The following is a 23,353-nucleotide window of genomic DNA, read 5'->3' on the forward strand; positions in this document are numbered from 1 at the left end:
CGCTATCTATTGCATGTTCAGCTAGTTTTTCTGATTCATAACATTGCATATTTATTTTAGTTTTGCAACACCCTCAGATTTGTATGAGTATTTTTTGAGTGATCTTAGCGGAAATGGAGAAAATAATATAAAATATGGAGACAATACAAAAAATTAGAGAAGGATTCGCTTATTTTCGGACTTCTGTAAAACGTGCAATTACATTAAAAGAACAGTATTATTGGATTGTGAAAATTGATGGTATGCAAGGGGTTGCCATAGAAATACCAAGAGATAGACATGTCAATGAGAGATTTAACAGTATCTCTTATTATACGAAAGAATATATAATTGGTGGTGAGGAACGCCATCTATTAATGCTTGTATCTAATCATTCAAAGTTATACGATGATTTTGCATTTATTTGCGCTAGTTTTTTAGAAAAGGTACTTGATGCAGAATCGTATCAAGAAATCCAAAAGAACCCAATTTCCTGGTGGCATGCAATGAAAGAACTAATGGGTAATACGAATGCTGAAAAAGCAGCCTATAGTGTCCTAGCGGAAATGCTCAGTTATTATTATTTGTTAAAACAAGGAAAGGATGTATCTTGGGTAGGGCCGTTTGGTGGTTCTGTTGATTTTAATTGTAATGATGGTTGTTATGAGGTGAAATCTACTATAGCACGCTATGGCTCACAAATTACGGTTAATAGTCAATATCAGTTAAAAGCGGAATACTTATTATTTTATCGCTTTGAACCTGCTGTATGCGGTATATCGATTCAAGATATAATTACCAAATTATTAGAGTTAGATGTAGAAGAGTCAGAAATTGAACAAGCACTTGAAAAACTACATTATCCGATGGGGAGTGAAGTGCGTACAAAGTCATATCGTCTACTTGAAGTAATGAAATATAAAGTTGATGAGCGATTTCCAAAAATTGTACCAGAAAGTTTTATAGGTGGACAATTACCTACTCATATTAGTGAGATTATATATAAATTAAATTTAGATGGATTGAATGGACAGGCTGTTGATTTAAAGGAATTCTAGCGGAAGTATAGCTCAAAACGATGATTTTTGAGCTTCAATAAAAATTTTTATGTATATAATATTTATTATAGTTTGTACTTACTATGCGTTGATTTTTGTTAAGTTTGATATGAATCATGTGTAGTAAGTATTTAACGTAATATTATAATTGATAAATTAGTAGAAATTTCAATAATATTTTTGGATTTCTTTATAAAAAAGTATATAACCTTTTAAGTTTTTGATTTTTGCTCTTTTTGGCATGAAATCATTATAGTAATTATAATCCTCTTGTTAATAAAAAATTTTTTATTTTTATATTCGAATGTGAAGTTATTGGTTTTAGTTTGGAAAATTGAGTTAAGATTATACATTTGTCACCACCAGCTATTACTGAAAGGGTATCATATCTGCCCCTCCAAATAAATTGGGTGGAGAATGTAAAGTTTATTCTGGCGTTTACAACATCTTTTTTCAAGTCTTAATGTGTAAATCTAAGTTAGCGTTTATAATAGACGAGCAGGTTTGTATTTTTATGTGGCAGATAGCCACTATTTATTTTTTCATTAACATTGCATGCTAATGAAAAAATAAATACAGAGAGTAAGTAGTTATAAGGGCCGTAAAAAGAAAACTAATATATTCTTATTAAAAGCAGGAAAAGATGCCTATGCTTTTTTAATTCTGCATTGGTATTAATTATAGAAAAATGAGTCATCCTTGTAAAAAAGGATGACTCATTTTTCACCTAAGTATGTTTATTAAAATAATTATCATAACCACTGACTCATGTAAGCCTTCATAAGTACTTGTGTTCTAACTAATTGCCATAGCATTGCATCCTTACCTACTGATTGAGGATTATTATCATGATTTCTCATTCCAGATGCAAGGATTTCAAAAATTACTTTTAATAACTCTTCTTGCTTCTCGCTTTCAAAAATATCAAACTTCCAAGCATAATAACCATGCTTGTCCTCTGCTAAAAATTGGCGGAAACCAGATAGAGCAAGAAATAAAAGTCCGTTTGGCACCTTGTAATCTAAATATTCATCGGTTTGACCGAATAGTACCAATTCTTTGCGGGAGCCTTCTTTAAAATCAGCGCATTTATTGGCAAGAAAGTTTCCTTTTCCATGTTTGTTATATAAGTCTTTAAAGTTTTTGTGAATATAATATGTTAATTTAAATATATCAGGTGAAATATATTTCATTTTTTCATAAACATTTCCTGTAGTATTTCCATGTTCTTCATATTCTTTACGATATTTATTAATAACACCTTGATTAGAGCTGTAGACTCCTTTAGGATCTTTATCAGCATAATCGCGAATATTGAATGTCTCATAAAACTTTTTTATTAGTGTAATCGTTAGATTTTTCCCATCCTCTTTATGCTCGTTCTGTTTATAGGAAACACGATCACCAAATGATGTATTAGAAAGGTGATTCTTCAAAATATCATGCATACCACTTAGTTCATCTAATGTTTCGGCAGTTACTTGAGTTCCAGTGTTACGAGATTCCGCAATTGAAACGTGAGTAAATGGGCTTTTAATTCCAGTCATGACCTCAATATTAACCTTTTTCCACTCTGGATAGTTTCCGATCTCATCTAATATTACAAGTTCAGTATGACCACCATCTACACTTCCTTGAGAGGACGGATCAGCAAAGAAAATTTTAACCGTAGAAGTACCATTTCCAAGATCCTGTATCTCTATGTCTTCCGCAAAATATGTTATGCCCTTATTACGTGTGTGAAATGAAATTTCAGGATCAAGCAATGTTTCACGAATTTTATTAGCTACCTTATTTTTTTTAGAGATGTCTTGTTTACGAGGGTTAGCTTCTTTACTAGTCCCTTGTACGTCTTTACAGTAAGTAGTAAATTTATGAAATTGTATTTTTTGTCCTTTTTCTATAATAGTTTCAGTCAATATTCCATTTTCAACAGTAAATTCTATTGTTTGAGTTATATTGGTTGCTTGGTTCATAGTGTAATTCTCCTTTAGTTATAATTATATAAATTTTTACCTTAATCTAGGGATTAACCTATGTTTTAAAGTCTTGTCAATTCCATGTATACCAATTGTAGTACCATTAAATACGAATTATGTTTTGACGATAACTTCCTAAAAGGGTTCTATATTTAATTGACTACAATGGGGTGTTTATTGTGTATATCTTCATTTTCAGTCGGTGATAGAACATAGACTAGAGCTTATTCATTATAATGCGTGTCTGGGATTTTTAAATTAAATTTATCGGTAATTATCTTTATCTAATCTAAGCAAATAGTATGTATTCTGTCTCTTGTTTATATATCACTAGAATATAAGGAATTAAATATAAAATCATATGGATGATTATACCATGGGATGTGGATTTTTAAGATGAAATTATATTTGGTTTTACAATAATTTATTTTATAGATGTATTTAAAATTAGCTAAAAAGAGTAGTGGTTTCTGTAGATCCATTAGTGCTAATGGATCTAAGACATAATCAAATGATTAGCGGGAAAATCCCATGCCAACCTATAACAAACTAATCCGAAATAAAATCCCGCAAATAATAAAAGCTAACGGAAAAACCCCACAACAAGAATCCTATCTGAAGAAGAATACATAACAGAAATCTGAAAGAAAACACAAGAAGAACTAACAGAATATATCGAAGCAAAAACAAAACCCGATAACTACCCCCTCCTAAGCCCCTACCAAGTAATAAATCACTAAGAAAAAACATAACAAAACAAAAACAACAACAAACACCGTAGTAGTAGTCAAAAAAAATTTAAAATAACACGCCAAAAACCCGACTAACCTCCCATATATATTATGAAGAGGTTTTTATTTTGAACGGAGACGGGAGGAATTAGGATGGCGGTGTATCGTAATGTGCAGGTGAATTTTTGGCAGGATGATTTTGTTTTGGATTTGACGCCGGAGGAGCGGTATTTTTATGTTTACTTATTAACTTGTTCGAAGACGACGCAGTGTGGGATTTTTCCTTTTCCGAAGCGATTAGCTGAGATGGAGACTGGTTATAACCGGGAGACTGTTGATAAGCTTGTGCAGCGCTTTGTTGATTATGGGAAGATTCTTTATGATGCGGATACACGGGAGTTATTCGTTTTAAATTGGCTTCGTTATAATCCTGTGACGAATACGAATGTGGAGAAGTGTGTACTTCGTGAGCTTAAGGGTGTGAAGAATAAGGAGTTTGTACATATGTTTCTTCAGAAGTGCACTGAGGAAGAGCTGAATGTTCCGATGCTTTTAGCACATTTCGGTATGCCTGATGATTTGGCTGTGGATGATGTTGAGCCGATTTGTGAGGAGACAGAGGAAGAAGAGGTTGTAGAGGAAGAAAAGGGAAGTCGTGTGTTTTCTTTTTATGAGCAACATTTCGGTAGTTTGTCTCCTTTTGCGGTGGAGGAACTGAGTGCGTGGATGGAAGATTTGTCAGAGGAGCTTGTGCTGAAGGCGCTTCAAATTGCGTTTGAGAATAATAAGCGGACGATTGCTTATGTGAAGGGGATTTTGAGAGGATGGCACGGGAAAGGGTTTACGAAAGTGTGTGAGGTTGAGGCGGATACGGCTAAGTTTCGGAAGAAGGAGTTGTCTGTTAGTACGGGGGAGACGGAGGAGTTTTTGGCGAGGTGTGAGGAGTGGGAGAAGAATGCGCCGTCAGAGGAAGAGTTGCAGCGCTTTTTAGCGGAGCGCGGGTGGCGGCCATGAGTATTCAAAATGTGGAGGCGGAGAAGACGGTGTTAGGTTCTCTATTAATTGATGGAGAGCTTATTAAGGAGTGCCGTTTGACGGAGCAGTATTTTTCTATGCCAGTACATAAGTCTATATTTCAGTTAATGCGAAAGATGGAAGGAGAGGGGCAACCGATTGATCTTGTGACGTTCATTTCTCGGGTAGATCCGAAGTTTTTAGAGGGAATCGGGGGAATGGAGTATTTTATAGGGTTAATGGATGGTGTGCCTACAACTGCCAACTTCTCTTATTATGAGGGGCTTGTTCGAGGTGCCTGGAAAATGTATCAGGCTGGTGTTCTCGGGCACAAGATGGGAGAGCGTCTTATTGCGGAGAAGAGTGAGAAAGTTATCGGTGAGACGATTACGGCACTTTGTGAGTTAGAGGAGAAAGACTCTGTATGTGAGTTTGATTTGAAGGATGCGCTAGTTGATTTATATGAAGAGCTTCATCAAGATGTGAAGGAGATTACTGGTATTGAGACTGGTTATACATCGTTAAATAAAATGACGTGCGGATTGCAGGAAGGTGATTTTGTCGTTCTTGGTGCGCGTCCTTCTATGGGGAAGACTGCGTTTGCGCTTAATGTTGGATTGCATGCGGCGAAGTCTGGAGCGGCGGTTGGATTGTTTTCGTTAGAGATGAGTAGTAAGCAATTGTTAAAAAGGATGGCATCTTGCGTAGGTGAAGTGTCAGGAGGTAGGCTGAAAAATCCGAAGCATCGTTTTGCGATGGAAGATTGGGAGAAGGTAAGTAAGGCGTTTGCGGAGATTGGTGAGTTGCCATTTGAGATTTACGACAATGCAGGTGTTACGGTGCAAGATATTTGGATGCAAACCCGTAAGTTAAAGCGGAAACACGGTGATAAAAAGCTTTTAGTCATTGTAGATTATTTGCAGCTCATTACGGGCGATCCGAAGCATAAGGGTAATAGATTTCAAGAGATTAGTGAGATTTCTCGTAAGCTTAAGTTATTAGCACGTGAATTAAATGTTTGTGTAGTAGCGTTATCACAGTTATCTCGTTCTGTAGAGTCGCGGCAAGATAAGCGTCCGCTTTTATCAGATTTAAGAGAGACCGGACAAATTGAGCAAGATGCGGATGTCATTATGCTTATGTATCGAGAGGATTATTACGATAAGGAAACAGTGCAGAAAGAGATGACGGAGATTCATGTGGCGAAGCACCGGAATGGGCCTGTGGGGAGTTTTAAGCTGAGGTTTTTGAAGGAGTTTGGGCGGTTTGTGGAGAGGGAGAAGTAGTGAGAGGAAGGTGTTTTGAAAATAGCATGTGCATGTGAACCAAAGTTGTAACGCTAATTTTATAAGTTATATAATAAAGAAAATGGTAATTAATAGTTAAGGGGGATTAGCTATTGGCAGGGAATGATATTTCTTATCATAATAAAGATATTCTGATGAAGTTTTTAAGTGAATGTTATAGGGATAAAGGGCTTGAAGCATATGGGTTAAAAGGTTATCCAAGAATAAAAGAATTGTTGCTAAATGAATTTTCGAGAGTTCGTGCAGATCAAAGGCGCTCAGATACTTTATTTGAAATGGAAGATGGTTCAATTTTAATGTTAGAGTATGAAAGTAATACCCGTTTCCTCGAAAACCATTTGAAGTATATGGATTATGCGAATCAAATTATGTATCGTTACTATAATAAGAGGAAAGAGTTACCGGATATTCGAATCGTAGTTATTTATACAAGTGAGGTAATGAATCCTATAGAAGAAATAGATGTATGTAGTATACGTTTAAATTCTAAAGCGGTTTTACTAAATGAATACAATGGTGATGCCATTCTTCAAAAGATTATTAGAAAAATGGAAGAAGGAAAATCTTTGACGGATGAAGAAACCATGAAATTAATACTTGTACCACTTATGCATAGTAGAGAGAAAAGACAAATTTTAATTGAAAAAACGATAGAAGTAGCAAAGTGTATCTCCGATGAGCAAGAACAAATTCAAGTTATTGCTGGGATTCTTGTAGCTACAGATAAATTTATTGATGAAGACTACGCGAAAAAGGTAAAGGAGTGGTTACGGATGACAAAAGTAGGTCGTTTATATGAACAAGAGAAGCAAGAAGAAATTGATAAAGCACTTTCGGCAGCTGGAATGCTTTTTAAAGGAATGAGTGTAGAAGAAATAGCTAAAAAATTAGATGTAACAATTGAAAAGGTGAAAGAGTGGGAGAAGCGTTTATCTCATTAATCGCTGGGGTAATGGCAGCGTCTGTATAAATTTATACAAAAATAGCCGAATATTTACTATATAATAGTCGACTATTTTTGTACGGAGAAGTTGTTAGGTTTAATACGCAAATCTTTTGGTTTGCTCTTGAATATATTCCTCATTTCCCCATAAAGAAAGATTTTCTCTCTGCAGTAATCCATTGCTGCAAATCATCTTGGCTACGTCGGACAAGTCGATTTACTAAAACATCATGCCATACATAATCCTCTAATAAGTATATATGAACGGGGTCATCTGTATAAAAAGCAATATTACGCTCTTCAAGTGATGGTCCATAAATCATCTCTTTAGAATCTATCGATACAATAAACCAATGTTCTGTAGACAAGGTTTCTGTATAAGGTGTTATGCGATGGGCTTCTAGATTTTTAATGGGATTTTCAACATGTAGGGTAATACCTTGTATTGTAACTTTATCAGCTACTTCAGATAGATCTTCTTTTAACGCTTCATACATCTCATCCCACATTGAAATGACAATACGTCGTTCTGCTTTTTTTATTAATGCCTGACAATAGCTAATGATTGTTTTATTGTCTTTTAAAGTAATCACTCGATTATCCGTTTTTTCCTCGGAAGTTTCTAGTGTTTTTAATGAATCACTGATTCCTTCATAAGTAGACTGCCATTCTGATTGCGCCTTCTGTAAAAAGATTTCAACAGGTAGAGGTGAATAGCGAGTGGTGTCATTTATTTCTTCCTTCATGACAATTCCTTTTTCTACAAGGTTACCTAAAATCTCATAAATTCGCGCTCTTGGGACACCCGAATCTTTACTCACTTGGTAGGCTGTGACAGGCCCTTGTTTAACAAGAGATACATAAGATTTAGCTTCATATTCATTGAAACCAATTTTTTTAAGCTGTTGCACTATGTAGTCCACTTTTTTCGTCCTCCGATGTTTGCTTTTATCCCGCTTTAACGGGCAGTAAGACTCCCACCTCAAAATTCAGCGGAAGCAAAGAAGTTAGGTGGGGGTCGGGCTGCCCGTAAAAGCCCGATTGGTTCAACTAATAATCAGTGGCCCCACTGATTAAAGTTTCACTTTATATTTCAACGTTACAATAACTGTTTACATTTAGCAAATTATTAGTTACTATTCGAATAGTGACTAAAGGGGAGGTTAATAGTATGGATTTTTATTTAGACCCATCTGTATTAATGATTTTGATTGTTTTTGGATTTGTAGCTGCATTTATTGATTCAGTTGTAGGTGGTGGTGGACTCATTGCTTTACCAGCTTTATTATTTACAGGACTGAATCCAGCAAGTGCAGTAGCTACGAATAAACTAGCGTCGACAATGGGAAGTGCAACTAGTAATATTGTGTTTTATCGTTCTGGTAATCTTGATTTGAAATCGGCGTTTAAATTAGTTCCGCTCACTTTCATAGGTTCCATAATAGGGGCATGGACCGTTCATTTAATGAATCCAGAAGTACTGAAGCCATTGATGTTGATTATGCTTGGTGCGGTCGCTATTTATACGATATTCAAAAAGGATTGGGGTAGTATTTCCACTCATAAGAAATTGTCTGGTCGACACGTCATTATTTTTACCTTTTTTATTTTTGCTATTGGTTTTTATGATGGATTTCTAGGTCCTGGAACAGGCTCGTTTTTAATGTTTTCTCTTTTATTTATTGGATATGATTTTTTAAAAGCAGCAGGTAATGCGAAGCTTCTTAATTTAGGAAGTAATGTTGGTGCATTGTTGATGTTTATGTATGTAGGGCAAGTAAACTATGCATATGGTTTTATAATGGGGATTGCTCAAATTGCTGGAGGGATTGTTGGCTCCAAATTTGCTATAAAAAAAGGAAGCGGGTATGTTCGTGCCCTTTTCATTACAGTAACTTGTTTATTGTTAGCGAAAAATCTGTATGACTATATTCAGTAAGTAATTAAAGAACGTAGAAAAGGTCAAGTATGCAAACTACATCGAGTATAAGAAGATACTAAGGAGAGATTCCTTTTAACATTTTTTAGATGCTACCTTGTTTGAAGATAGCATCTAAAAAGAAAATCTAAGTGAAGAGAATGAAAATAATATAAACTCATATTTTTCTGGGGTATGTTTATTGATTATATTGAAATGTTTACTCTATATTCTTCTTATAATTAGGCCTCAACAAACTCTTAAAATCCAACTCAGCAATTAACACACTCAATAATATAAGCGTAGCCCCTAAGTATCCTTTTCCTGTCAGTGTTTCGCCTGTGAAAACGAAGGCAAAGCCTGCGGAAAAGACAGGTTCTAATGAAAAAATAAGACCTGTATGGGTAGGTGTAGTGTATTGCTGGGCAATTACTTGCACGATGAATGCGACTGCGGTGCAAAATATGCTTAAAGCTAATATGATTAGCCATGAGTCGATCGTGCTAGGAAGTTTTGGTGTTTCTATAATGAATGAGAAAATAAGACTAAATAGGCCGACGAAACCGAGTTGCACTACTCCAAGTGCAATGGAATTCACATGTTTCGTTACGCTTCCAGTAATGATGACGTGGATCGCATAAAACAGGGCAGACAGTATGCAAAATATATCGCCGTTACCGATTTTGAATTCGCTAGTTAATGTTAATAAGCCGATTCCTATTATCGTTAAAATGATTCCTACTATAACTTTCTTTTCTGGAATGTGTTTTAAAAATATAGCTGATAATATCGGAATGAAAATGACTGTGAGACATAGTAAGAAACCAGCATTAGAAACACTTGTATACTTTGTACCGAAAGTCGCGAAAATGTAAACGATAAATAAGACAGAAGCGAGTATAAATGCATATTTTACAGTTTTAAAATCGATCTTAAATAAATGTTTGTAAAATATTAAACCTGATAAAAGAAAAGCGATAATAAATCGTAATGCGATTAAATTATATTCTTCTATGCCATCAAGTCCAAGCTTTGTAAGTAGGATGGATGCACCCCAAAAAAATGTAACTAGTAGTAACATTAAATCCGCTTTTAATTGTAGTTTCATTTCTATTCCCTCGTTATGTATAAATTTTATAAGCCCATACCCCTATCCCCATTATTCATTTTAATATTAATTCTGAATATTTGTAACTTAAATTTATCGACGTTTTATTTCATTGATTTAATGTTATCCGCCGCGAAAACATTAGCGGAGTTAAATCCAAACATGACGTTCATTTACGTATCTGGTAGCGGAACAGACAGTACAGAATCAAGACGTACGATGTACGTGAAGTTTCAGCGTATTTTTTGCGGAAGCAACTTCTGGGTAAGGACAACAAAAAACCCACTCCGCGCCGTAGGAAGCAAAAGGGTGGGTTTCGTAAAAAATAATAACGTATAATAACCACCACCCTATACGGTAGCAGTTAAGGAAGAGATGTTAGCGCATCTCTTCTTTTTATTATATGCCAATTTATTCGCTGTTACACTTATATAGTATTCTACGGAAAATATATCATATTCCTATTTTGTGGTCAATTTGATCCCGCTTTAACGGGCAGTAAGACCCCCACCTCAAAATTCAGTGGAAGCAAAGAAGTTAGGTGGGGGTCGGGCTGTCCGTAAAAGTCCGATTGGTGAGGGCTGATTAAAGTTTCACTTTATTGCATGATTGAAAAGGTGTAGTCTTATTCCTTTTCAAACTGAAAAATATCCCGATTAATAAGTTGATGGAGATACCTATCCATTTCAGCAGCAGAAACTTTTCTTTCACTTTTAAACCACCATGCGCTTAATGAGGTGATTGCCCCTGAATAAAATTCAATGATTAAATCACTGGGCATCGTATGATTTTTGCAAAGTTGATTTAACGCTTCTATTTCTTGTTTTCTCGTTTCGTGACTTAAATGCTGTGTCCGGTTAATAAATTGTTCATCAGACATTTGTGTTTCTAATATTTTACCGATTTCTTCATGATGTAGAAATTGTTCCATTACTTGAAATGGTTTACTTAATCGATCTGAAACCGGTATTTCAGCAATCATCTTGCCGTATCGTTTAAATCCAAATGTTAATAAAGCATCTTTATCTTCAAAATGTTTATAAAAGGTTGTTCGGTGTACCATTGCGCGGTCACATATTTGGTTAATTGTGATCGTACTATATTTCTGTTTTGATTGCGTCATTAATTCAAATAAGGAATCCCACAGTAATTTATGTGTACGTCTAATACGTAAATCAAGTTGTTTTTCATTATCATTCATCTACAATTCTCCTTTTTTGTAGATTAAATATACAGTGGCTGAAAATTGATTCTCCCTTTTTAATCTACATATGTATATTATATTACATGTGTTCTGGTGTATTTAAAGTTTTTTAAGTAAGAAACAGGAGGAGAATCTGTAAATGAATATGACAACTAAGAGCCCTGCAAGTGGCAAAGTTGATACTTCTAATTTGAAACATACCCCCATTTTAATTGCGTTACTTTTAGGGGCAATGGTTGCATTATTAAATGAAACATTACTTGGTAATGCGTTAACGGTATTAATGAAAGAATTTGACGTAACAGCTTCAACGATTCAATGGCTTTCTACAGCATATATGTTAGTAGTTGGGGTTTTAGTTCCAATTACAGCGTTACTTCAGCAATGGCTCACAACGAGACAAATGTTTTTGATCGCTATGGTAACGTTTTTAGTCGGTACATTAATTGCGGGATTCGCACCGACATTTTCTGTTTTATTAATTGGCCGTATCGTCCAAGCTGTAGCGACGGGGTTAATTACACCGTTATTAATGAATACGATTTTAATCATTTGTCCACCTGAAAAACGTGGTGCGACAATGGGATTAATTGCACTCGTGATGATGGCAGCTCCGGCAATTGGCCCTACATTATCTGGAGTAATTGTGGATTCATTAAATTGGCGCTGGTTATTCTATATTGTTATTCCAATCGTGATCATTTCAATTATGATTGGGATGAGGTACATTCAAAATGTTTCAGAGTTAACAAGGCCAAAAGTAGATTACCCATCTATCCTTTTATCGACATTAGGATTTGGCGGGCTTGTGTATAGCTTTAGTGCATCGGGTGATTTAGGATGGTCCGATGCAAAAGTGTATGGCACTTTAATTGTTGGGCTTATCTCATTATGTATTTTTGCCGTTCGACAATTGAAAATTGAGAATCCAATTTTAGAATTACGAGCATTTAAAGTTCCGATGTTTACATTATCAGTTGGATTAATTGTCATTGTGATGATGTCGTTATTTTCAACGATGACTTTATTACCGATGTTCCTGCAAACCGTTTTACTCGTTACAGCTTTTAAATCAGGAATTATCATGCTTCCGGGAAGTGTTATTAGCGCCATAATGGGACCAATCGCAGGTAAACTATTTGATAAATTTAGTCCGAAAGTTATTATCGTTCCCGGCATTGTCTTAGTAGGAATTGCAATGTTCTTATTTAAAGGCATTACTCCTGATACATCAATGGTACAAATTATTGTCATGCATAGCGTATTAATGGTTGGACTCATGTTTGTCATGACAGCACAAACATACGGTTTAAATCAATTAACACCAGATTTATATCCGCACGGAACAGCACTATTTAGTACGTTGCAACAAGTAGCTGGTGCAATTGGTACAGCTATCTTTATTTCGAAAATGTCTTCAGGAACAACTAAGTATATGGAAAGCTCCGCAAATCCACTGGATCCAGTAGAGAAGTTAAACGGTTTAACGTCAGGATTCCAAGGTGCATTTGCACTTGGGTTAATCTTTATTATTGTTGCATTTATCGTATCGTTATTCTTAAAAGAAGAGAAAGAAGGAGTAAAGGCAGCGAGGGTTTTACAGAACGAACATTAAGGTTTATATAAAAAAGACATCTTTTCCTAGAAAAGATGTCTTTTTTATATTTTTTCGTAACACTTGTTTTAGTTGTCTTCATACATAAGAATTGGTATGTACAATATTTATCCTTTTTGAGAATAAGGATGCAAAGCCGTACTAATAACTAATAGTTCACCAGATGATTTAGTGACATCGTATATAGATCCTGTTATGAGAATAGGCATAGTCATGATTGTGAAGTTGTTATATTGGTATTAAATGATTTATACGTTTTTTATAGTAAAAATTAGAGACACTTCAATAAAAAGGAATTAAATATGGTACTCTTTAGTTAAGATATTTAAACGAAGACAGGGGAAATGAAGATGGACAAAAAGCTAACGTATTGGCTAGCATCTATTATAGGTGTAGTAGTACTTGCAACTGGTATGACTTATGGAATGTTACAGTTTGCTGAAGTCCCGCTTGAGAGTGAGGACCATGTTTTTGCAGAGGTTAATAAAGAAGACACACTATCGAATGAAGCAGAAGTGAAAGGCTCAAATGCACAACTTCACATTACAGTAACTTCTACTGAAGAAGAAGTGATTTCAGCTATGCATAGCATGACTCATCAAAAAGTAAAAGCGTGTGAAGGAAAGGGAGCAACCCCTATGTCCAAAAAGAATGCAGAGAAAGTAAGAAACATTCTAAACGGAAACAATTTCAAGAATAAAGAAGAGCTATTAGCAATTACTGAAAGATGGGCAAATAGAGATTTTAGTAAAATTTTAGAAGAACATAACTATTTTATTAAACTTCAAGGTGGCAAGATAGGTGAAGCTACAGTAATGGATAAGGTAGACGAGAAAGTATTCTGTTTCAATACTTTCGGTGATGATGTAACGGCCGCATTAGTTAAATCAGGAGATCTTCAGCCACGTTAAAGTGTCTTTCTCAATTATAAGAAAAGCCTCGAGTATTCATATACTTGAGGCTTTTCCAATGGAAAGATAGGAATGATCCGAATTCCTTACATTAAGAACAAAGTGGAATTACTCCTAAACCAATTAATAAAGCTGCAGCAACTGCTGGAATTGGTACGGGAATTTGAATACCTTCTACAAATGAGAAATACTGACCACTTACTATTTTAAAACAAACTAATTGCATGGCAAATCCTCCCTTCTTTTAGAATTAATACATTATATTAATTTATCTATTTATTGTTATAGTTAAATTATTTATTTTTAAAAATATAGTTAATATGTAAATAGTTTTCGAAAGGACCTGCTCAATCAATGCGGAAAAACATAAGATGAAACGAATCCATTAAAATACATGAGTGAACCTTAGTTTTCCCCTCTTATCTAAAGGAGGAACTATTATGGGCTATGGTGGTAGTTGTGGCGGTTGTGGCTTTTCTGGAGGCTTTGCTTTATTAGTTGTGTTATTCATTTTATTAATCATCGTTGGAGCTTCTTGCTTCTGCTAAAAACTATTGGAAAAGGCACTCATATAGAGTGTCTTTTCTTTCGTGCAAAATGATTCCTGATAATATCCAACTGTATATAGTATACGGTATATTTTTTCCTCATTAGACATATAAAAATGTTGGAGGGATGTTATGAAACTAGTAGGGAAGCACATTTATATTCGGTTTTATAAAACTGCTGATGCTAACGAGTTAGCTAACTTACATATTAGAAATCGCGAATTTTTTCAACGAGTTTGCCCGTTGCTCCCAGAAGTTTTTTATACAGAAGAACATCAAAAAATACGTCTTGAACAAGCTCTAAAAAAGACAGCTGAAGGGCAAGTATACCCTTTCGGAATCTTTTTAAGAGAAAATGATAAACTGATTGGAGACATTTCATTAACTCAAATTGTTAGGGGAGACCTCCAAAGCTGTTATACGGGATTTACTTTAGATAAGGAGCATAATGCAAAGGGTTATACAACAGAGGCTCTTCAACTTGTTGTAGATTTTGCTTTTAGGGAATTAAAGTTACATAGAATTGAAGCAGGAGCGATGCTTGATAATTTAGCATCTATTCGTGTATTAGAAAAAGTGGGATTTAAAAAAGAAGGTATAGCGAAAGAAAATATAAGGATTAATGGCAAATGGACAGATCATCAAATATTAGCTATTATCAACAGCTTGGATGTGTAAGCTTATTTTGATTCCAATAACGATAATTATGTAAAGGGCTGTCTATATCGACAGCTTATTATATTTTTTGCTTAGCGTGATTTTTTCGGTTAATTCAGTAAAAAACGGAAACTCTGCAACCCACGCCAGGATAGGAATGTATAAAAAAATGAATAGCATTATAGGGGTACGGAAACGATTATGGGTTTCAAGGGCCACTCTGAAATTAAATACCACGCTTCGATTTTGATAAGTGTATTTGAGAAACTCTAAATCCTTTAAAATCAATAACTTGTAACCTTCTCAATAGAGTACACTCTATTGAGAAGGTAAATATGCAATTATGCATATTTATATTTTTTTATTTTAATAGTAATTAAACCTAATATATAATTAAAAAGTTTTTTGCGAATTGATAAGGAGATGCGAGTATGAAGAAAACCATAGGACTTATATTATCATTATTTTAATTACTTTCTACCTATGCACCAATGTTTACAGAGGAAGTCGAAGTTTTAAATCAAATAGGCCGCGTCAAAGAGAAAGGAGATTAGTATTATTATGGATCTCTTCAACATAATGCGAATTTTAGACTAAGGGATTTTCAAATTAAAAAACTTGGTTTTACTGTTTATTAAGAAGGTTCCATAAACGGGCTACTACATTTAAAACATGAAACATCTTATGAACTAATTATTGTTTAGACAGAATGACTTAGGTTGTCCTTATGCGAAATATTAGTATGAATAGAAATTTGATAATTATATAAAACGCCGTAAATGAAGGATAAAATAAGTGCTGATTTTGCAATTATATTTTTAAAAATTGAATAGGAGATCTATTATGAATACAATTAAGAAATTATTTTTAAGTTCTGTGATATGTATTTTATTATTCAGTACAGTAGGAACAGCGTATGCAGAACAAAATGGTCAAGTGAATTCATCATCTTTTATTGACGTTCCTAAAACCCACTGGGCATATAAAGAAATGATGTATATGGCTGAAAATAAGATTATAACAGGATACGGAAATGGATATTTCGGTGCTACGGATCCTATTATTCGCGAACATCTTGCTGCTTTCTTGTATCGATATTTAAAACCGCAAGATAGTACAAATAATCCATTTGTTGATATTGGTGACAGCAATTTTAAAAAGGAAATTTTGGCACTTACTGCACGGGGCATATTTAGCGTAAATGTAGAGAAACAATTCAATCCGAAAAATAATATGACGCGTGCTGAAATGGCTGCAGTGCTTGTCAGAACATTCGATTTAAAACCGCAAGGGAATTTTGACTTTACGGATATGAAAGGTTATTGGGCTAACGAATATGTCAAAATATTAGCTGGAAATAAAATCACAAATGGTACTGGTGATGGCAATTTTAATCCAAATGGATTTGTCACAAGAGAGCAATTTTCTATGTTCTTATATAGGACAATTATGGCAACAACAGGTATAAAAAACAATGAATCGGTTGGCTGGGTTGTAGATGGAGAAAAGAAATACTATTATGACAAACCAGGCGTGAAACATACTGGATTATTACGTTCAGGAGATGATACCTATCTCTTCGATAAAAATGGTAATCTAGCTGTGGGATGGAATACCGTTGACGGGAAGGACTATTATTTTAATAGAACAACTGGTGCAGCCCAAAAAGGCTGGTTCCCGCAGGCTACACATTGGTACTTCGCAAACGATGAAGGGGCAATTCAAAAAGGTGATGTAACTTATAAAGGTAAACAGTTTCAATTCGACAGAACAGGAAAGATGGTCAAAGGCTGGGTAAAAATTAATTCATTTGATCATAATATATACGGTTCAAGAACAGTTTTAAAAGGATATAATCCTATTCAAGTTGGAGACGATGAAGTTCTTGAAGTAGTGGGAGAAGATGATCCGTTATGGTTTAGAGTAAATTATAACGGGAAGACATACGTTGTAAAAAAACTATTTGTAGTTGTGTTTGATCAATCTTTATCCAATAAAATGGATGCGATTCGTCAAGATGTAAACGATTTGAAATTCGGACTAGAATTAATACAAAAACACTCAAAACGCTTAGCTGATGCTAATCAAGCGAAGAATATCGATACGGCTATACTAGAATCTAGCGAATTGACACAAAGTTTGAATCAGTTCCTAACGACTTTAAAAGGATCTCATATACAAAGCTTAGTTGATAACATAAACGCAAAAGAAGCTGACCCAAATGTACAAGTAAAATATCAATCTATCCTCACGAACTTGCAAATGATGGAGGATGATTTTAGTAAAATCCATAAGTTTATGTTATTAAAAGATAGTATTATGGTTTTAGATAAAGCAACAAAAGACTCTGGTACAATGATTAACAATGTACAAGCTGCTAAAGATTTGATACCAGAAACGAAAAAACAAGTAGTAGAACTCGTGGCAGAATTCATGGACCAATATGCACAGATTTTTGCCGCACAACTAGACGCGGCTTATGGTTTTCCTGTAGAAATAGATGAAGCATATGTTCAACCGATAAAAGGATTCATAGATTCCTTACCGAAAGATGAATTAAAAAAACAAGCAAATGGATTAAAGGATACTGCAACAGAAATAAAAGATTGGCATGAAGATTTCAAGGGTAGGATACCCGCATATAAATCCATGGCTAAAGATTTACACACCTTTAATAAAAGTGTAGATAAATTTGCTAAATCAGTAGATACAGCAGCTAAATCTTTACATAAGCAAGCTTTGATGGTCGAAGACTTAACAAGAAGTGTTTCTACACACATTAAAGAAGCGCAACAAGCCTTCCCAACTCTTCACACAGATATCATGTCAGGTATCGACGCTACGAACCACCTTTTAGATTCCGCTAATAAGATTGCGGGATATAAAATTGATACATCTAACGTAGCTAAAAATGTCGGAAACATGGACGGTTTAACAAATCGTCTTAAGGATTTTGGTGTACCACCTGAAAAAATGAAAGAATATCTGGAAGAACAGAAGCGTACGAATGAACTTGGGTCCATGTCACTTGATTTTATGCCAGTTATTGGGCAAATTAAACAAGGTCTGCAACTTTATAACGGAAGAGAATTTTTCACAGACAGAAAATATGAGCCGAATGATTATGTATGGGGAACTGTTTCTACAGTTGTAGGTGGCACTCCTAAAGTTATTGGTCGAGTATTTGGTAAATATGGAGAGTTAGAGCAAAAAGCGAAGGATTTAGGAAAAGTATCAAAGGTAACTGAAGAGATTGGATGGAGTATGCCAAGAGGTGGCGGCGTCATTGATGGGCGTAAGTATACTGAACATGCACTTGAAAGAATGGCACCTGATACAATTCAGGTTCGAGCAGAACTTACAAAGCGTGCACGTGAAAGAGCTGAAAGGAATGGTTACACATTCGGATCAAAAGAATACATGGAGGAATTAAAAAAAGTTGATCCACGTGGTGTAACACCAAGTGTAGTAGAAGAAACAATTAAGCATGCTACTAAAAAACCTGGAAATAAACCTGGTCTATGGCAATACGATGGGAAAGATGTTAGAGTCGTATTGAATGATAATGGCGATGTTGTATCCGTTGTACCTAATAAATCGTGAATATTATAAATAAAGTGGATTGAGCCCATTCACGTAAGGAGTTGTTAAATTGAATATACAATATGATGAATATGAATTATTAGAAATATTCGAGAGTGAACCAGAAGATTATTTTATTCCAGGTGCAGGTGCATATAGATATAATAAAATAGATAAATTAGGCTTTGAATTAGTAATGATTATGTGTTATTACGAGGAAACTGTTGAATTAAATTTGTATTATAAAAATAAACGCATCTTTGAAACCAAGATGCATTCGGCGAAACGAATCTATACCCGTAATGACTCATTATATGTCCAAGGTGGCGTAGAAAACAAAACAATCGAAGTAAAATTCAAGCCACATTTTACAGTTACAATAAATGAGTTTTAAAAACTTGAAATCAATGTTCGTAAATATTCTGAACATGCTTTAGAAAAAATGGATCCGGATACAATACAAGTTCGCGCTGAATTAGAGGCACATTCCAAAAGTAGAGGGATATACAGAAATTTAAAGAATTTGTTAATCCTAGAGGTATCACACCTTCTGTAGTAGATTTTCTGTGCCTTCCCATCGGAAAATCAAGACTGATATAAAAAATGAGTAGAAAAAACAAGGCTTTTACTTCGTGGATACCACTACAAAGTAAGAGCCTTGTTTCATTATATTTGTTTATACAGTTTTCCTTGTAGTCTTCTGTTTTCATCCTTCAATCGCTTATTCTTTATCAATTTTTCGAACAGGTTGCTCCCAAAAGTTTTTTATACAAAATAACATCAAAAAATACGTCTTGAACAAGCGTTAAAAAAGAAAGCTGAAGGGCAAGTATATCCTTTTGGAATCTTTTTAAGAGAAAATGATAAAATGAAGATAATATTAGGGAATTGTGAGGATGATTACGTTGCTTACTTTAATAAAATTTGTAGTTAGTTATGCTGCAAGTCTGTTTGCTTTTATTTTTGGATGGTTCTTAATTTCATATATTTTTAATCCTAGCTTTATTCACCCGGACGTTTTACAGGGGTTCATAAAAACTATCGTCACTTATGGTAGTATACCAGCTCTTATAGCTTGTCTAATTGGAGAAGTCTTATATAGGAAAATTAAACGATGTAGAGAGTTTCAATTTGGAATTCCTTTATTTATAGGACTAGCAGTTATCTATACACTTATACCATTTCTTTTTCTTTTTACTTTTTCTTTTTCATATTTCTTTTATTTCGTTGCACCTGTTATGATGGGGTCCTTAGTTTTTTATTTAGTGCGTAGAAAAATATAATTATAATAGATATGTCTGAATCACAAGTTTCAAAAAGCCTTCACGCAATGATGATTGCATGAAGGCTTTTGATGTTTTCTTATTTTTTTGTCTCGTTAACCCATGTAATAATGTCCTGGATGACGTATTCGGGAACGTTAGCAGGGATTTCGTATTCACTAGGAAGACTTAATTCTCCGTCACCCTCCGTGAAGAAATGATTCAATTTCGGGTATTTTTTGAACTGAACATTCCCGCGGTTTGCAAGCCCTTCTTGCCATTTTGTATATTCATTTTTTACTGTTACTTGATAATCGCGTGCTCCTTGCAAAATGAGTAAAGGCTCTTTTCGTGATTTTGCCTCTTCAACTGGACGCCACCTAGAAACATCATACATAAAATGAGGTGACCCAAAATTGTAGCCAGCTGGAGGATGGTCAGGATTGAAAGTAGGATCCTGAATAAAAGCAGCCTGTCTTTTTAGTTCATCGATTTCTTGCTTTGACGCCCCAAGGTATTCATACTGATCAATGGCAATGTCAGTCAAAGGGCGTGCAGGTGGTGCGAGTAAGATACTTCCTCGGATAAGTGAGGAAGGCGCTTTGCTCAGTATACGTGGCATTGTGCCGGCTCCTAGGCTATGTCCAAGAATGAAAATATTATTTGGATCAATGCCTTCCTGCTGCGCTGCTGATTTTGCTGCATAGATAGCATCATCTGTAGTGTCACGGTCTAACGTAACGGGTTCTGCACTCATCTTTAATGCATGTTCTAAGGTGCGTTTTTCATAGCGCAACACTGCAATTCCGTTGGATGAAAGGCCCACCGCAATGTCTCGTAAGATTTTTGTTCCCATATATGTGCTATCGCGATCATGGATGCCAGCACCATGAACAAGAACAACTACGGGCAGCTTTTCACCAGGCTTATGTTTCGGAACTGTTAATGTGGCTGGTAACGGATAGGTAGAATTTCCAATGACGATTTCACGTTCTTGATAGGAGTCAGGTTGATCATAGCTAGGATGGGAGATGGTAAAAGATTCCTCGGGTGGCCTTTCTCCAATTTCATCTACTTTCCCGCCAGGTGTGAATTTAAGGAGTAGCGGTATGGTAGTTCCTTCGGTAGCTGCTGGAATTTCTACCGTCTGATGGACCAAGTTTCGTTCTTTTATCACGGGGGTTCCCATGCTTTTTATCCCGCTCCAGCCACTTTTTGTCCACCAGTTTTGTAATGTGGTTGCTGTAAACTTAGATTGAAAAGCAGTAGACGTCAACTGGAGTGCCTCTGCATACTTACCTTGCTGGAGATATTCAAAAAATAATGATGTACGCTCCGTTAAAGAGACTAGTTTCTTTTCAGCAGATTGTTTCTCACGTGTATCTGCGTGAATAGTTGTTGTAAGCGGGAAAGATGAAACGCCTAAAGAAAAGAGTAGGGTAAAGGTAAGTACTGATCTTTGTATTTTCTTTTTTTTATTCATGTTTTAACCTCCAATATGTGATGGTAAAAAACAGGTAGGGTAATTAGGGTTCTGGTGCGAAAACTTAAAAATATTTGCAAGCAATCTCCAAAACTTGGACATACTCATATTATTATTCTAAAAAAACGTAGATTTCTTCTCTTGTCACATGCATATTAATCCCAGAAATAATCTTTCTTCCTTCACTTTATATTTTGATTATACGAAACAAAGTTCTCGTTTTTCTTACTTGATACTTACAAATTCCTTAAGTAGGGGATATTTTAAAATCTTAGCTTGATCAATATGTAGAAGTACTCCTATGTTAAGAGATAGCTTAAGGACCAAGGATTATATTGTTTTTATGAAGAGTTGATGTTATGTTTGCTTTGTAACATATGGTGTTTTATGTATGTAGGAGGATTTATTGAAGAAATTATTAATATTTTTTTTATTAGCTACATTTTGTCTACAGATTACAGGATGTTCTAATAATATGGGTACACTAAGGGAGAAGTCTAAAACTTCAGCACCTGTGAAGTCTAAACGCATCAATAAAGGGTGGTACAAACATATGTAATAGTTTGTATCACCCTTTGTTGATGTTAGAAGTCATAAAGAAAAGGTTGTAGATATTTTTCATAAAGAAAAGACACCCTAAGGTGCCTTCCTTCGACTTGAACCATCTTAATTTTAATAATATATTGGACTCCCATCCAAATATTATTTTACCATGTTAAGTTGTTTTATTCATTGAGAAATATAGTTTTAACCTATATTTAAAAGAATTATATCGATTTGAACCAACTAATAATTAGGGGGAAGCTGACATGCTGAGCTAATATTATACTATCCCCAGAACGGAAATTATGAGCAATATGTATATGAGTCACATATCAAAAAAAAAGACACTCTCAAGAGTGCCTCTCCTTAGCAGCCGAATCCGCCGCCCCAACAGCTAGCGCCAACGATGATTAATAAGATGAAGAGCACAACAAGTAAGGCAAATCCGCCGCCGAAACCACAGCCTCCACCACAACTACCTCCATAGCCCATATTAACTCCTCCTTCCATAAAGACCATTTATTAATGGATTTAATTTAATTTATGTTTTTAAGGATGAATGGAGCAGGTCCTTAAAAAAATAAAAGAACTTTGGAAGTTAAAAAGAGTTGACGACCTTATTTTTGTCACCGGTATTTCGTCTGCTACATATTGTATTTTATTCTGTGTATTGGGGGGAGGAGGATCTTATGGCTAATTCTGAGATGATTTTACGTTTACTTACGGATTTAAAGATTGAACAGCAAGCCTTAAAAGAGCAGTTGGAAAAAATACAAACAGCTGTGAATACTCTTGAAGAAAAATCAGCAATTGTGAAAGAAAAACCAAAGACTATTGAAGAAAAACCAGCTGTTGCTGCTGCAAAGCAAAGAGCTCATTCTGGACACCCAACATCTTTTCGTGCTTGGAGAGCATCTGCTCAAAGAAATTCATAAAAATATAAGAAAAGAAGACATCTAGTAAGATGTCTTCTTTTGCTTGTACAATCCAAATGAGTTAAGAAGGTATATCCATATTGCTTTAAAAATAAGAAGAAAATAACGATTGTCGACTCCTATTTTAGTATAGCGTATAATAATCTATATATTTATGTGATTTTACATAAATATATAGATTGTATAATATAAAGCGTATATATTTTAGTTGTCTGTTATTTGTTTTAATTCATTTATTCTTATTATTTTTTAAGAGCCCCAGTAATGGGGCCTTTTTATAATTGTGTTAAAGTGGAAACCCCTCAAGCATAAAGAGGGGTTACATAACTAGGAAAATAGTTATTTGTGTTTAATGAGATGAAGTTCAGGGTGTTGTTTTTGAATTTCTTCTAAATGATTTTCGCTTTTGCCTTTTAAATTTTGATCGAAGAAGCTAGTTACAAGTTTATTAATCAGTTTGTAGTTTGTGGCTACATCTTCGTCTGGTTCATTAATAATAGGAGGGTGTTGCAAAACTCATAAATATCCAAAAATGAATGCATAAAGAAACCCGTTTTCCTGGAAGAATGATAGTAT

General features: G+C 34.8%; 20 protein-coding genes and 3 pseudogenes. 15 read left to right on the forward strand and 8 right to left on the reverse strand.

From position 1 onward, the window contains the following. Nucleotides 1-134: 134 nt before the first annotated feature. Complete coding sequence (locus ACQRBL_RS04725) at nucleotides 135-1,037, forward strand: PD-(D/E)XK motif protein (protein WP_114556438.1); 903 nt, start codon at nucleotides 135-137, stop codon at nucleotides 1,035-1,037. 752 nt (nucleotides 1,038-1,789) lie between these two features. On the opposite strand, the gene ACQRBL_RS04730 is transcribed toward ACQRBL_RS04725, so the two are convergent. Further along, nucleotides 1,790-3,013 (reverse strand): AIPR family protein, encoded by a 1,224-nt coding sequence (locus ACQRBL_RS04730; protein ID WP_167316757.1) that lies wholly within the window; start codon nucleotides 3,011-3,013, stop codon nucleotides 1,790-1,792. Between the two features lie 534 nt (nucleotides 3,014-3,547). On the opposite strand from ACQRBL_RS04730, the pseudogene ACQRBL_RS04735 reads away from it, so the two are divergent. The 4 genes and pseudogenes from ACQRBL_RS04735 to ACQRBL_RS04750 all read left to right on the forward strand — a co-directional run. Continuing rightward, a pseudogene (locus ACQRBL_RS04735) lies at nucleotides 3,548-3,732 on the forward strand (nucleoside triphosphate pyrophosphohydrolase); the annotation flags it as partial. Nucleotides 3,733-3,900: 168 nt separating this feature from the next. Next, entirely contained in the window at nucleotides 3,901-4,761 is an 861-nt protein-coding gene (locus ACQRBL_RS04740; protein WP_000312064.1) for a DnaD domain-containing protein, read from the forward strand. Beyond that, a complete protein-coding gene (gene dnaB / locus ACQRBL_RS04745; protein WP_000027306.1) occupies nucleotides 4,758-6,047 on the forward strand; it encodes a replicative DNA helicase in 1,290 nt (429 codons plus the stop codon). Before ACQRBL_RS04740 ends, dnaB begins: the two co-directional genes overlap by 4 nt. A 113-nt stretch (nucleotides 6,048-6,160) precedes the next feature. Then, nucleotides 6,161-7,009, forward strand: a complete 849-nt coding sequence (locus ACQRBL_RS04750) for a transcriptional regulator (protein ID WP_000908110.1) — start codon at nucleotides 6,161-6,163, stop codon at nucleotides 7,007-7,009. Between the two features lie 139 nt (nucleotides 7,010-7,148). Here the strand turns inward: ACQRBL_RS04750 and ACQRBL_RS04755 are convergent, their stop codons facing one another. Then, nucleotides 7,149-7,934, reverse strand: coding sequence for a TrmB family transcriptional regulator (locus tag ACQRBL_RS04755; RefSeq protein WP_000384612.1), 786 nt, complete (start codon nucleotides 7,932-7,934; stop codon nucleotides 7,149-7,151). A gap of 248 nt (nucleotides 7,935-8,182) precedes the next feature. On the opposite strand from ACQRBL_RS04755, the gene ACQRBL_RS04760 reads away from it, so the two are divergent. Continuing rightward, nucleotides 8,183-8,950, forward strand: a complete 768-nt coding sequence (locus tag ACQRBL_RS04760; RefSeq protein ID WP_000348456.1) for a TSUP family transporter — start codon at nucleotides 8,183-8,185, stop codon at nucleotides 8,948-8,950. A gap of 199 nt (nucleotides 8,951-9,149) precedes the next feature. Here ACQRBL_RS04760 and ACQRBL_RS04765 read toward each other — a convergent pair whose 3' ends face one another. Both ACQRBL_RS04765 and ACQRBL_RS04770 read right to left on the reverse strand, forming a co-directional pair. Beyond that, complete coding sequence (locus ACQRBL_RS04765; protein ID WP_000776058.1) at nucleotides 9,150-10,037, reverse strand: DMT family transporter; 888 nt, start codon at nucleotides 10,035-10,037, stop codon at nucleotides 9,150-9,152. Nucleotides 10,038-10,662: 625 nt separating this feature from the next. Further along, entirely contained in the window at nucleotides 10,663-11,238 is a 576-nt protein-coding gene (locus tag ACQRBL_RS04770) for a TetR/AcrR family transcriptional regulator (protein ID WP_000999313.1), read from the reverse strand. A 142-nt stretch (nucleotides 11,239-11,380) separates the two neighbouring features. On the opposite strand from ACQRBL_RS04770, the gene ACQRBL_RS04775 reads away from it, so the two are divergent. Together ACQRBL_RS04775 and ACQRBL_RS04780 are read left to right on the forward strand one after the other, a co-directional pair. After that, complete coding sequence (locus ACQRBL_RS04775; protein ID WP_098256858.1) at nucleotides 11,381-12,856, forward strand: MDR family MFS transporter; 1,476 nt, start codon at nucleotides 11,381-11,383, stop codon at nucleotides 12,854-12,856. 350 nt (nucleotides 12,857-13,206) lie between these two features. Continuing rightward, the gene (locus tag ACQRBL_RS04780; RefSeq protein ID WP_098256859.1) at nucleotides 13,207-13,767 is read left to right on the forward strand and encodes a PRK06770 family protein; all 561 of its coding nucleotides are present in this window, start codon (nucleotides 13,207-13,209) and stop codon (nucleotides 13,765-13,767) included. Between the two features lie 91 nt (nucleotides 13,768-13,858). On the opposite strand, the gene ACQRBL_RS04785 is transcribed toward ACQRBL_RS04780, so the two are convergent. Next, complete coding sequence (locus ACQRBL_RS04785; protein ID WP_411996600.1) at nucleotides 13,859-13,993, reverse strand: hypothetical protein; 135 nt, start codon at nucleotides 13,991-13,993, stop codon at nucleotides 13,859-13,861. Nucleotides 13,994-14,207: 214 nt separating this feature from the next. Here ACQRBL_RS04785 and ACQRBL_RS04790 point away from each other — a divergent pair, with 214 nt between their 5' ends. The 6 genes and pseudogenes from ACQRBL_RS04790 (at nucleotide 14,208) to ACQRBL_RS04815 (ending at nucleotide 19,837) form a co-directional block, all read left to right on the forward strand. Continuing rightward, nucleotides 14,208-14,315, forward strand: coding sequence for a YjcZ family sporulation protein (locus tag ACQRBL_RS04790; RefSeq protein WP_000540375.1), 108 nt, complete (start codon nucleotides 14,208-14,210; stop codon nucleotides 14,313-14,315). 132 nt (nucleotides 14,316-14,447) lie between these two features. Then, nucleotides 14,448-14,993, forward strand: a complete 546-nt coding sequence (locus ACQRBL_RS04795) for a GNAT family N-acetyltransferase (protein ID WP_023521303.1) — start codon at nucleotides 14,448-14,450, stop codon at nucleotides 14,991-14,993. A gap of 822 nt (nucleotides 14,994-15,815) precedes the next feature. Then, nucleotides 15,816-18,575, forward strand: a complete 2,760-nt coding sequence (locus ACQRBL_RS04800) for an S-layer homology domain-containing protein (RefSeq protein WP_411996601.1) — start codon at nucleotides 15,816-15,818, stop codon at nucleotides 18,573-18,575. A 49-nt stretch (nucleotides 18,576-18,624) separates the two neighbouring features. Beyond that, complete coding sequence (locus tag ACQRBL_RS04805) at nucleotides 18,625-18,948, forward strand: hypothetical protein (protein ID WP_001025898.1); 324 nt, start codon at nucleotides 18,625-18,627, stop codon at nucleotides 18,946-18,948. 321 nt (nucleotides 18,949-19,269) lie between these two features. After that, nucleotides 19,270-19,467: pseudogene (locus ACQRBL_RS04810) on the forward strand (GNAT family N-acetyltransferase); the annotation flags it as partial. Further along, entirely contained in the window at nucleotides 19,451-19,837 is a 387-nt protein-coding gene (locus ACQRBL_RS04815) for a hypothetical protein (RefSeq protein WP_411996602.1), read from the forward strand. The pseudogene ACQRBL_RS04810 and the gene ACQRBL_RS04815, both read left to right, overlap by 17 nt. Nucleotides 19,838-19,916: 79 nt before the next feature. Here the strand turns inward: ACQRBL_RS04815 and ACQRBL_RS04820 are convergent, their stop codons facing one another. Together ACQRBL_RS04820 and ACQRBL_RS04825 are read right to left on the reverse strand one after the other, a co-directional pair. Continuing rightward, entirely contained in the window at nucleotides 19,917-21,299 is a 1,383-nt protein-coding gene (locus ACQRBL_RS04820) for an alpha/beta hydrolase (RefSeq protein ID WP_411996603.1), read from the reverse strand. Nucleotides 21,300-22,208: 909 nt separating this feature from the next. Further along, nucleotides 22,209-22,334, reverse strand: coding sequence for a YjcZ family sporulation protein (locus ACQRBL_RS04825; RefSeq protein ID WP_000540377.1), 126 nt, complete (start codon nucleotides 22,332-22,334; stop codon nucleotides 22,209-22,211). 197 nt (nucleotides 22,335-22,531) lie between these two features. Here ACQRBL_RS04825 and ACQRBL_RS04830 point away from each other — a divergent pair, with 197 nt between their 5' ends. Continuing rightward, nucleotides 22,532-22,777: a hypothetical protein gene (locus tag ACQRBL_RS04830; RefSeq protein ID WP_000013671.1), complete on the forward strand. Its 246-nt coding sequence runs from the start codon at nucleotides 22,532-22,534 to the stop codon at nucleotides 22,775-22,777. A gap of 339 nt (nucleotides 22,778-23,116) precedes the next feature. On the opposite strand, the pseudogene ACQRBL_RS04835 reads toward ACQRBL_RS04830, so the two are convergent. Continuing rightward, a pseudogene (locus tag ACQRBL_RS04835) lies at nucleotides 23,117-23,275 on the reverse strand (alpha/beta hydrolase family protein); the annotation flags it as partial. Between the last annotated feature and the right edge of the window lie 78 nt (nucleotides 23,276-23,353).

This window comes from Bacillus sp. AF62, from assembly GCF_050312695.1.
Classification (GTDB): domain Bacteria; phylum Bacillota; class Bacilli; order Bacillales; family Bacillaceae_G; genus Bacillus_A; species Bacillus_A cereus.

Bases quoted from the DNA above. Each gene is read 5' to 3' on its own strand.
- ACQRBL_RS04815 (WP_411996602.1), top strand. From the start codon at position 19,451: ATGATTACGTTGCTTACTTTAATAAAATTTGTAGTTAGTTATGCTGCA.
- ACQRBL_RS04765 (WP_000776058.1), bottom strand. From the start codon at position 10,037: ATGAAACTACAATTAAAAGCGGATTTAATGTTACTACTAGTTACATTT.
- ACQRBL_RS04775 (WP_098256858.1), top strand. From the start codon at position 11,381: ATGAATATGACAACTAAGAGCCCTGCAAGTGGCAAAGTTGATACTTCT.
- ACQRBL_RS04780 (WP_098256859.1), top strand. From the start codon at position 13,207: ATGGACAAAAAGCTAACGTATTGGCTAGCATCTATTATAGGTGTAGTA.
- ACQRBL_RS04725 (WP_114556438.1), top strand. From the start codon at position 135: ATGGAGACAATACAAAAAATTAGAGAAGGATTCGCTTATTTTCGGACT.
- ACQRBL_RS04830 (WP_000013671.1), top strand. From the start codon at position 22,532: ATGGCTAATTCTGAGATGATTTTACGTTTACTTACGGATTTAAAGATT.
- ACQRBL_RS04760 (WP_000348456.1), top strand. From the start codon at position 8,183: ATGGATTTTTATTTAGACCCATCTGTATTAATGATTTTGATTGTTTTT.
- ACQRBL_RS04730 (WP_167316757.1), bottom strand. From the start codon at position 3,013: ATGAACCAAGCAACCAATATAACTCAAACAATAGAATTTACTGTTGAA.
- ACQRBL_RS04790 (WP_000540375.1), top strand. From the start codon at position 14,208: ATGGGCTATGGTGGTAGTTGTGGCGGTTGTGGCTTTTCTGGAGGCTTT.
- ACQRBL_RS04795 (WP_023521303.1), top strand. From the start codon at position 14,448: ATGAAACTAGTAGGGAAGCACATTTATATTCGGTTTTATAAAACTGCT.
- dnaB (WP_000027306.1), top strand. From the start codon at position 4,758: ATGAGTATTCAAAATGTGGAGGCGGAGAAGACGGTGTTAGGTTCTCTA.
- ACQRBL_RS04820 (WP_411996603.1), bottom strand. From the start codon at position 21,299: ATGAATAAAAAAAAGAAAATACAAAGATCAGTACTTACCTTTACCCTA.
- ACQRBL_RS04770 (WP_000999313.1), bottom strand. From the start codon at position 11,238: ATGAATGATAATGAAAAACAACTTGATTTACGTATTAGACGTACACAT.
- ACQRBL_RS04740 (WP_000312064.1), top strand. From the start codon at position 3,901: ATGGCGGTGTATCGTAATGTGCAGGTGAATTTTTGGCAGGATGATTTT.
- ACQRBL_RS04825 (WP_000540377.1), bottom strand. From the start codon at position 22,334: ATGGGCTATGGAGGTAGTTGTGGTGGAGGCTGTGGTTTCGGCGGCGGA.
- ACQRBL_RS04800 (WP_411996601.1), top strand. From the start codon at position 15,816: ATGAATACAATTAAGAAATTATTTTTAAGTTCTGTGATATGTATTTTA.
- ACQRBL_RS04785 (WP_411996600.1), bottom strand. From the start codon at position 13,993: ATGCAATTAGTTTGTTTTAAAATAGTAAGTGGTCAGTATTTCTCATTT.